At 63.9% G+C, this 9,082-nt stretch carries 7 protein-coding genes, 1 tRNA gene and 1 pseudogene; 8 read left to right on the forward strand and 1 reads right to left on the reverse strand.

What is annotated here, in order from left to right; translation table 11 throughout:
- Positions 1-697 precede the first annotated feature (697 nt).
- From ACFORO_RS05345 to ACFORO_RS05360, 4 genes and pseudogenes are all read left to right on the forward strand, one after another.
- The gene (locus tag ACFORO_RS05345) at positions 698-1,204 is read left to right on the forward strand and encodes an SRPBCC family protein (RefSeq protein ID WP_377872000.1); all 507 of its coding nucleotides are present in this window, start codon (positions 698-700) and stop codon (positions 1,202-1,204) included.
- Between the two features lie 465 nt (positions 1,205-1,669).
- Positions 1,670-1,918: pseudogene (locus ACFORO_RS05350) on the forward strand (TIGR02391 family protein); the annotation flags it as partial.
- A gap of 153 nt (positions 1,919-2,071) precedes the next feature.
- Positions 2,072-2,145: transfer RNA gene (locus ACFORO_RS05355), tRNA-Ile, on the forward strand.
- 147 nt (positions 2,146-2,292) lie between these two features.
- On the forward strand, positions 2,293-3,186 hold the full coding sequence (locus tag ACFORO_RS05360; protein WP_377872001.1) for a 1-aminocyclopropane-1-carboxylate deaminase/D-cysteine desulfhydrase: 894 nt from the start codon (positions 2,293-2,295) through the stop codon (positions 3,184-3,186).
- On the opposite strand, the gene ACFORO_RS05365 is transcribed toward ACFORO_RS05360, so the two are convergent.
- Positions 3,187-4,128 (reverse strand): helix-turn-helix domain-containing protein, encoded by a 942-nt coding sequence (locus ACFORO_RS05365; protein ID WP_377872002.1) that lies wholly within the window; start codon positions 4,126-4,128, stop codon positions 3,187-3,189.
- 1,156 nt (positions 4,129-5,284) lie between these two features.
- On the opposite strand from ACFORO_RS05365, the gene ACFORO_RS05370 reads away from it, so the two are divergent.
- The 4 genes from ACFORO_RS05370 to ACFORO_RS05385 form a co-directional block, all read left to right on the forward strand.
- Positions 5,285-5,812 (forward strand): hypothetical protein, encoded by a 528-nt coding sequence (locus tag ACFORO_RS05370; protein WP_377872003.1) that lies wholly within the window; start codon positions 5,285-5,287, stop codon positions 5,810-5,812.
- Positions 5,813-6,238: 426 nt separating this feature from the next.
- Positions 6,239-6,679 (forward strand): NUDIX domain-containing protein, encoded by a 441-nt coding sequence (locus ACFORO_RS05375; protein WP_377872004.1) that lies wholly within the window; start codon positions 6,239-6,241, stop codon positions 6,677-6,679.
- 269 nt (positions 6,680-6,948) lie between these two features.
- On the forward strand, positions 6,949-7,836 hold the full coding sequence (locus ACFORO_RS05380; RefSeq protein ID WP_377872005.1) for a helix-turn-helix domain-containing protein: 888 nt from the start codon (positions 6,949-6,951) through the stop codon (positions 7,834-7,836).
- 1,037 nt (positions 7,837-8,873) lie between these two features.
- Positions 8,874-9,082, forward strand: a 209-nt coding sequence (locus ACFORO_RS05385) for a hypothetical protein (protein WP_377896492.1), incomplete at its 3' end; no start/stop codon positions are given.

Raw genomic sequence — 9,082 nt, forward strand, 5'->3', positions numbered from 1 at the left:
GTCCACGAACTGACCTGCCGGAGTGGCACTGCCACGGTGTGCCACGATCTTTCCCCACCCCGGCCGCGGGCTGTATTCACCACCGCGAACCGGTCCGCGTAAACGGACATTTCGGCAATACGCACAGCGACGGCGAGCGCACCTACCTCACCGACCTCGGCAGCGATGACTGGCCCTGAGATTGACCTGGCTCGTGACGCGGGCCGCCGGAACGGATCGGCATGCTTGCAGCACCAGCACCGCAATGCGCGTTCGAGGCCGTGGATGTCCCTCTTCCCGGGCAGTGGCACGCTTCCGTCGACGCAGCGATGCCCGCTCGGAGCGGGCATCGCAGGAACGCATGCTCACTCCGACGTTCTGCCTCATAGGAAACCCGAGTGGATCCGCGTTCGAATCTACGTTGCCGAAGCGTTCCCCAAATTGCAACCATTCGACATCCGCAGGTGGACGGCACCCTCCCTTCGGTGCATGGCCTGTCTTCGGGCAAGGAACCCTTGAAAGCAAAAGATGAAATCCTCTCCGAACACCGCAACATAGCGCCGTGTAGTTTGCGGCTCACCCGCCCGAGCAAGGCCGCGCCGATGAGTACAGGGCCACTGTTAACCAGATTCCGTCAAGTCTGGCGATCGCGCGCAAAATCGGTACAACCTGATCGACGTCCGGCGCGGGCCTCGACGTGCGCGCAGTTGCGAGCCTGTTGGCAAGTCCACCGGCTACGCCTCAAGACCCGACCGCCGCCCTGCACGTCGACATCGTCGTCGACGTTCCCCGCGAGCGCGCCTTCCGCGTCTTCACCGAACGGTTCGACGAAGTCAAGCCTCGCGAGCACAACCTGTTTGCGGTGCCGATCGAACGGACCGTGCTGGAACCCGCAGCCGGCGGCACCGTGTACGACGTCGGCACCGACGGCAGCCGGTGCACCTGGGCACGGGTACTCGCCTACGAACCCGCGGACCGACTGGTCCTCAGCTGGGACATCAGCCCACGCTGGCAGCTGGAGCCCGATCCCCGCCGCACCAGCGAGGTGGAGATCCGATTCACCGCCGAGGATGCCGAGCGCACCCGGGTCGCGCTCGAACACCGCCACCTCGACCGGCACGGCGAAGGCTGGGAGAGCTTCACGAGCCTCGGCTCCGGTTCAGGCTGGCCGCTGTATCTCGACCGGTTCCGCGGCGCGACGCAACAGGATGCCGCACGGAGCTGAAGCAAGCAGCGTCCATGCCTGACCCAAGCCCGGGAGCAGCGGAGAGGCCAAGCCACACGAGCACAGACGCCGCGGGAGACAGTGCGCAAGGCGATGACCCCGATACCAGCATCGCCGAGTCGGCGTGGCGGGCCGCACCAGCAGCCGTGCTGGGCCTACAGGACACCGGCGGCCCGCTCGTCGACCGGATCGCCTTTGTCGGGAGTCCAGGCTGCGACGGACGCTGCCGATCTTCGATCGCGCCGTCGCTGCCGTCGGGCGGCGATTTGCGCTTCGATAGCCAGCGTGACGGACGTCTGTCGCCCCCGTGGTCGCATTCGTGTCATTGGACCGATGTAGCCACATTGGGGATTTTTCATCTTGTTGTCGCTGGTGGTGGGGTTGGGTGAGTGTGTTAGTGCTGGAGTGGGGTGTGGTTGTCGGAGGGGGCGGGTGTGTTGTTAGTGCGACAAGCAGGGGAGGAAGCTTGTCGGTCGAGCACTGTTCGCCACGGCATTTTCCTCCGAACGCCTGCTCGCACCGGGCGGTCAGGCCAACGAAACTGACGACTGGCGAAGCTTGGCCACGGGCCTGGTCGCTGCGCTGGGCAACGTCGATCGGCACAACATTCAAGAGCGACCGGGCGTGAAGCAATACGCGCTAGGCGTGGTCGGCCTTGCCAGCCTGTTACTGACGAAGGTCCGCTACCAGCACCCCGCGAGCGCGCTCGCGTAGGGCGTCGGCCGCATGGTTCCTCCGATGCTCGGGGGGAGGAATCCGACATGTTCGGAGCGTGTGCGGGCTGGTCAGCCAGTGCGGGTGTCCCCGTGGATCATCGTGCTAACTTGAGCAAACCAAGACGATGCGCGTCAGCAGACGACCTGGTTGGGGCCGGTAGCTCAGTTGGTTAGAGCAGGAGACTCATAATCTCTTGGCCGTCGGTTCGAGTCCGACCCGGCCCACAGCATCAACTAAGCCTCGTTTCCGAACAAGATCGTCCAGCACGGGCGAGCCGACGCCGACCGATGCGGCGCGTGGTAGATCCGGCCGAATTCCGCAGGTCCGGCTTCAGTGTCAGCGGCCCCTCAATGCTGCGTAAGCTCACGCCTGTGGCAACCCATCGACCCTCCGAGCCTGACGGCATCTCGCTTCGCCTGCCATCGCCGGTCGTCGAGCTGCATGATGACCGTCTCCGCCCGCACGATGTCAGGCTTCTGCTCAAGCGAGACGACTTGATCCATCCCGACGTGCCGGGCAACAAGTGGCGCAAGCTAAAATTCAATCTGGCCGAGGCGCGTGTACAGGGCTGCCACACTCTGCTCACCTTCGGAGGCGCGTACTCCAACCACTTGCGTGCCACGGCAGCGGCAGGCCGCCATTTCGGCTTCGACACCATCGGAGTGGTTCGAGGCGAGGAACATCTACCGCTGAACGAGTCGCTAGCATTTGCTGCAGGTATGGGGATGCGACTCACGTACCTGGACCGTACGACGTATCGACGCAAGACCGACGCAGACGTGCTCAGCCGCTTAGCAAATCAGTTTGGCCCGTGCTACGTACTTCCCGAAGGCGGGAGCAATGCATTAGCTGCGCGTGGATGCGCCGAACTGGTCGACGAGATTACTGAAGATTTCGACACCATCTGCTCGGCATCCGGCACCGGCTGCACCTTGGCGGGCATCGCAGCGCGTCTCCGGCAGGGCCAGCGCGCGATCGGGTTCAGTGTGCTGAAGGGCGGCGGCTTCCTCAACGATGAGGTGCGGCGCTTCCAACGCGAGGCGTTTCAAGCCGAGACGCACAACTGGTCGCTCGAAACGGAGTTCCACTTCGGCGGCTACGCCAAGCGAAAGCCCGAGCTGGATTCATTCATCTCCGACTTCGAGGATCGCCACGGCGTCGTACTCGATTGGGTGTACGAGGCGAAGATGATGTACGGCATCTTCGCCCGGGTCGCATCCGGGAGCATCGCTCGGGGAAGCACAGTAGTAGCAGTGCTGTGCTAGCTAAGCCTTCTCGTAGTACGCGCGCTGCGCTTGCTTTGAAGTACCTTGCTCGCACCAGGTCAGGTCCCACTCGCCGGAATTGATCTTGAAGTCGCGGCCGAAGCCGAGCCACCTGCCGGACATGCGGCGACCGGCCGGGTCGATGACTAGCTGGAGGGTCCCGTGGTAAATGGCACCCTGGTAGTAGCCGGTCGGGGACGTTCGCTCGCACCACGTCCCCGTTGCCACAGCTCGGTCCAGTGCCAATTCCAGCCGCAGCCGGGACCCGATGGAGTGGGGCAAGCTCTGTCCGATCAAGCGGCGCTCCTGCTGGCGTAAAACGACATAATGCTCGCCGGTGAAGCTCTTGCCGCGGCCGGAACTCGGGTAAACGTAGCGGCTGCGCCAAATTCCGGAGAAGTCGCCGCTCTCTGTGCCCGCGCTTGAAGTTGCGGCGTCGGCGGGCTCCTCCGTGAGCACAGGGGTCAACGATGCCAGCGACAGCGCAGCGCTGATCTTGAGCAGCAACGACCGACGGCTGACACCGGAACCGCCTGCCTGTGCCCACGTCGTCGCCATCTTGGCCAACTCGTGAATGTCGGTCGCGCCCAATCGCGCAACAATGTCCTGCACGGACGTAGCCGGATTCTCGATCACTGCCAGTTGCTGCCGATCCTGATGGACCGAGTCGGCAGGCCGGTAGTCGGCTACATCAGCAAGAAGATCGGCGACCCTGCACTCGTAAAGTTCCGCCAGCCGACAGAGAATGTCGAGAGGCGGAGCGTGTCCCGTCGGCGCGGGCCACAGCTCCCAGTACGAAAACGCCTTGTCAGTCTTCGGCTCAGCCGGCCAGCGCCGGTTCCAACGTTCGGCAGCCTCTCGCTGGCTCCACCCGCGGGCCAACCGCAGGGCGGTGCGCATGTTGACGTTGTACCGCTCGGCGAGGACAAACGCGATCTCCACCCATGTCTTAGACTGCGCTCGGAGCTGCGCTGACAATTCGCGTTGCTTGCTTCGCACACTGCGAGTGGTCGAAGGCATGGCGGTCCCCCTTCAGGCGAGTCTGCGCGGACCATACGCCGATCCCAGTATGGAGCAATTTCTCCCCGTTGAACAGTGAGTTCCGGTCCCTCAAGATCATGGTTTCGTTGGGTGGTTTACGGGCTTGAACTGGGGTTTCGTTAGTGGTGGCACAGCGGCGGACCACGAAGCCGGCAAGACGGCCAGGGCTCCGCCGCACGGACGCTGGCCGACCCAACGACAGACACAAGTCCGGCCAAGTACCACTAACACCGACGAGCAGGAGGGTGCTTTCCAGTGATAGCCATGTTGCCTGCTGCGACGACTCATGTTGATCTCGCGGCCGGTGCTCAGCCCGATGAAGATGGAATGAGTTCAGCACGGCCTGCACTGCAGGGTTCCGCGCCATCATCGACAACCGCACCGGGCGACAAATCTAAACTGCCCAGCGGCAAGGCAGGACGCGACGAAACCCAGGACGCCGCACACCTCCTGGCCTAGCAGAGATCCCGCGAGATCAATGCCTGACCGCCTTTTCGAAGGCAGTGCCACCCCGGGACGTCCGGATCGACAGCGCGGGACGTCCCTGGGGATCCCGGCGGCGGGCGAGGTCGAGCACGACGGCGCGCACCGCCACCCCACGTCAGCACGCCCGTGCACCCTCGCCCGTCCGCCGCTCCACAGCCGCGGTGGAGACGGCTGTCCCCCGACTCGTCGCCTCCACCGCGTTCCAACCCGAATGAGAGGTGTCTGGAATGGCAGGACCAGTCCAACGCCTGTGGACCACGCCCTACACCTGCGGACGCGACGGCATCCAGCACGAGGTGACCGACGAGGCCTTCTATCGAACTCGCGAACACGGCATGCCTCTCGTCAGCGTCTGTGGTCGGCAGTTGGAGTGCTCACTCGCCATCTCAGCCCCCGGCGCCAAATGCGCTGAGTGCGCTCGCATCATTCGGCTTTCCCGCCAACGGCAACGTGAGAAGCAGCGCGCGGTTCTTGTGATCATCCAGGGCGGGCAAGCCGGACGGCATCGCCGGCCTCGGCCTTTTCGCCGATACCGCATTCATGGACGAAGGCTCCATGCCAGGAGAGCGTCATGACCAACAGAGAGAAGCCAAGCCTCGCAGACAACGTGCCCGAGGCAGCTACACGGGCCGTTGACCGCCGCAAGGACAACAGAGTGGACATCGAGGCGAAGTTCCTCAAGGCTCTAGGCAAAGAACTCCTTTCAGCGCGCCAAAGTCGGGGATGGACCCGACCCGATCCGGTGCTCGCGATGGGCCTGGGGCAGTCGAACGAGGCTATCGCCTCACACGAGTTCGGAACGCGCGCGATGACTGTCGCCCGGTTCGGGTCGTACTGCACCGCATTGGGACTGCCTCCCGGTCGCCTGATCGATCGGGTCTACAACGACGTGGTCAACAACGGCTTGGCGGTCTTGGACCTCGCCGAATTGGCCCGGTCCGAGCACTCTCTCGCACAGTGGGCGGCGATTCGGTTGCGGGAGCTTCCACGGAAATCGATGGGCCGGCTGCTAGTTCCCGGGCCCGCGCAGGACAAGCTCGCCGAGCTGTGCGGATGCGACAGAGGTCAGTTGTTCGGCGCGCTGACAGCGGCAGCCTGACATGCGCGGCCTGCCGACGGTATGCCTCACGTTCTTGCCATTTGTTCTTCATGGCTCCGTTGTGGTGCATCAAGTGTTTTTCCGACGAGGACGGTACCCGTCTCGGGAAAGAGAGGAGGCGACAACTGTGCTCGACCAACCTTGTCTCAGGCAGGGCGTCGCACCAGTTCCCGCAGAACACAGAGAGTCTCCGAACGATGGGGCGACCGACCTGGGCCAGCCTTCTGTCACTCGCCGAAGGCCATTGGACGATTGGACTGCAACACAGATCGCGTGGCCGGTTAAAGACCGCGATCTCGCCGCCGCGCACCGCTAGCGAGAGGAAGTTCGCGCGAAGCAGGACTGCGCGGCCGAGGACGTCATGCCCGCCGCACGAGCCAGCCAGTCATCTCGGCTGGCTCCCCGCACAGTGATGGGAAACCCGCCATGCATAACAATGCCAGCTACCGACCAGGTCCTCGAGTCGCAGCTTACGCTCTCATAGGTCGCGACGAGGAAATCCTGTTCCTGACCGACGAGACCGGCGCGCTTGTCTTGCCGGGCGGCCCAGTTCGAGACGGCGAACCAGTCGAGCAAGCGCTGCATCGCACCTTGCGCCACCAGATCGATGCAACGATCACCGGACTGGAGTTTTGCTGCGTGATTGAGCATAAGGCCGAGAGCGGTCAACACGATTCCTCGACGGTCCTGGCGTTTCTCTTTGATGCGACTCTCGCCGAAAATGATGACATCACTGGCTACCAGCCCTATGCGCCCCGCTGGTGCGGCGAGCCCGAAGCCGCCCTGTTACGTCCGTCCGCGATCGCAGATGTGCTCGCAGACGGCAGCTTGTCCGTCGACTTTCCCTGGCGGGCGTGGAAACCATGACCAGCTCAACCGCAGAGCGCGCAGTGCCTGACAGCCGAGGCGATCCACCAGGTACACACGACCGACTGCCGCGCTTGCCGAACTCCTGCCACTGCGGGCGGCAAACTCTGTCCCGGAAGACGAACGCGCCAACAACACCTGAGCACACCCCATCCGCACCAAGGACCGCCTGCCGTGTCGACGGTCATCGATGACGAGGCCGCGGCGAGAAGACATTAAAAGTGATACCGCCCAGCAAATACGAGCACACGACAGACCAACCGCGGATCATGATCCTCGGCGCAGCCCTCCGCCGCCTGCGCATCGAGGCCCAATGGGGGCTCCGCGAACTATCCCGCCGGATCGGCATCAATCCCTCGCTGATCTCGAACTGGGAGAGTGGCCAGCGGACCCCGTCATCAGAGGACGTGGCGGGCTATCTGGGCGCGCTTGGAGTCGTCGGCGAGGACAAGAAGCGGATCTTGAACCTCGCCCGAAGTCTCACCGCGGGCGTGGTGATCGCGGGGGACCAGCCCATGCCTCACTACCTCGCTACCCTGCTTGATGTGGAAGGGGTGGCCAAATCGGCAACCGTCTGGGAGCCTACGCTTGTTCCTGACTTGCTGCAGCTTCCCGAATATGCCAACGAAGTACTTCTCGCCCTTGGTCGCAGCCGTGACCGAACCACCGAGCTGGCCGAGTTGCGGGAACTCCGAGCGAAGATGATCAGCGGACCGAAGGCCAAGCCTGTCACCGCGTACATCGGCGAACTAGTCGTTCACGGCCTCGCCGCCTCGGCCGAGACCACAGCCGCACAGTTGTGGCATCTGGCCAGGCTTAACCAGAAGCGCACCAACGTCACCGTCCGAGTCGTGCCCTCCGGCATCAGCTGCCACCCTGCCTTGTCCAGCGGCTGGACTCGCTACGAACTGCACCAGCCCGTAGTCTGCATCAACCACGTGATCTCGGGTTCCTTCGTCCACGACCGGTCCGGCGACTACACCCAAGCCGTTGCCGAACTCGCCAGAATCGCTCTCACCGAAAAGGAATCCACCAGGACACTGGTCCAGTTCGCTGCCAAGCACGGCGAACCCCAGCAACAAGAAGGTCCGCGGACTTCTCACTTGTCTTCTCAGCAGCAGCGACTGCCCGGCCGTACAGACATCCGCTTGAAATGACCCAAGGTCCCCGCGACGGAACCATTCGAAGGCGCGCGCCGGTTGAGCCAGCGCTGCGGATAACTCGGCCGGATCCCGTACGTAGTGCGCCCGAAGGACGACGACACCTCAGCCTGGGCTGCTGAGATCAATCATTCCTTGGACTGCAGCCTGTGGCAGTTCTTCCGCGGGGAGATCGTCGGTGGGTAGCGACCTCCGGGCTGTCTCCGAGGACCATTGAAGCTGGGCCTGAGCCAACCCCTCTCCGCCGATGGTGCCGACAATGGCAGTGGACCTACTGAAACCTCACTACCACCCGCCGCTCGTGTCCTCGCCAGATGCTGACCACGACGCGGAAAATCTCCGCACGTCCTAGTGGAGATCGCGTATGCGGTGAGGGTCATCGCCACGGTTTTCAAGGATGTCAACGGAACTGAGTGGACCCGGGAGACCTCGGGCGCACTGCGGTCGGACAGGCTGGCTGCTTATCGCAGCCCCAGCTCATTCCGGGACTTTCCGTGAGCGCAGCATCCCGGCTCGGGTCTTCCCGGCTGCTTGGCACAGGCTGCGGATTCCACTCCCCTCAGCAGGGTCGCGGAACCAGCTGCTCGCTGGACCCGGACGCGAGCTCATGACCGGCGAAGAGCACCACTCTCTCTCCAGAGACGACATCACCCGCTGAGCCGGGCGCGCAGCCGAACCTCGTCTGCGGACTCTCTCTCTCTCTCTCTCTCCCCCCCCCCGCAGACGAGGTTCGCCGCCATGCGCGCCGACAGTGCCTAGCTCCGCCTCACACGGGGCATGGGCCAGTCGGCAACGTTCTAGTAGCCCGACTCACGGAAGTCGAGCAGTTCTTGGCTCGCATGCTAGGCATCCACATCGGCGTTGCCGTCACCTTGCAGCACGTCTCCGCCGGAGACTGGGCGCGCAACGCCGCCGACGTCCGCCGCCTTATCTCCGTCATGTGATCCGTGCGGGAGAGGCAGCTAATCGGGTGTTTTCGTTACCGCGCACCGCGTCGCGCTGTCACCCTAAAACCCGGGCGGAGGAGGGAACTCATGGGCCACGAGGAGAACTCAGCGGGAAAGGTCGTCAATGCTGTAGTAGGCGGCGCGGAGCAGATTGTGCAGGCCCGCGACGTTACCGGCGACATTCACGTCCACGCGAGTAGTTCCTCGGCGCTTCCGCGGCCCCGGCAGTTGCCGCCTACGGTCACCCATTTCACCGGCCGCGACGCCGAGCTGGGCATATTGGACACATTGCTGGG

Source organism: Amycolatopsis halotolerans, assembly GCF_042647905.1.
Classification (GTDB): Bacteria; Actinomycetota; Actinomycetes; order Mycobacteriales; family Pseudonocardiaceae; genus Amycolatopsis; species Amycolatopsis halotolerans.

Excerpts from the sequence above, each read along its gene's own strand:
- ACFORO_RS05370 (WP_377872003.1), top strand. The coding sequence starts at position 5,285 with ATGACCAACAGAGAGAAGCCAAGCCTCGCAGACAACGTGCCCGAGGCA.
- ACFORO_RS05375 (WP_377872004.1), top strand. The coding sequence starts at position 6,239 with ATGCATAACAATGCCAGCTACCGACCAGGTCCTCGAGTCGCAGCTTAC.
- ACFORO_RS05380 (WP_377872005.1), top strand. The coding sequence starts at position 6,949 with ATGATCCTCGGCGCAGCCCTCCGCCGCCTGCGCATCGAGGCCCAATGG.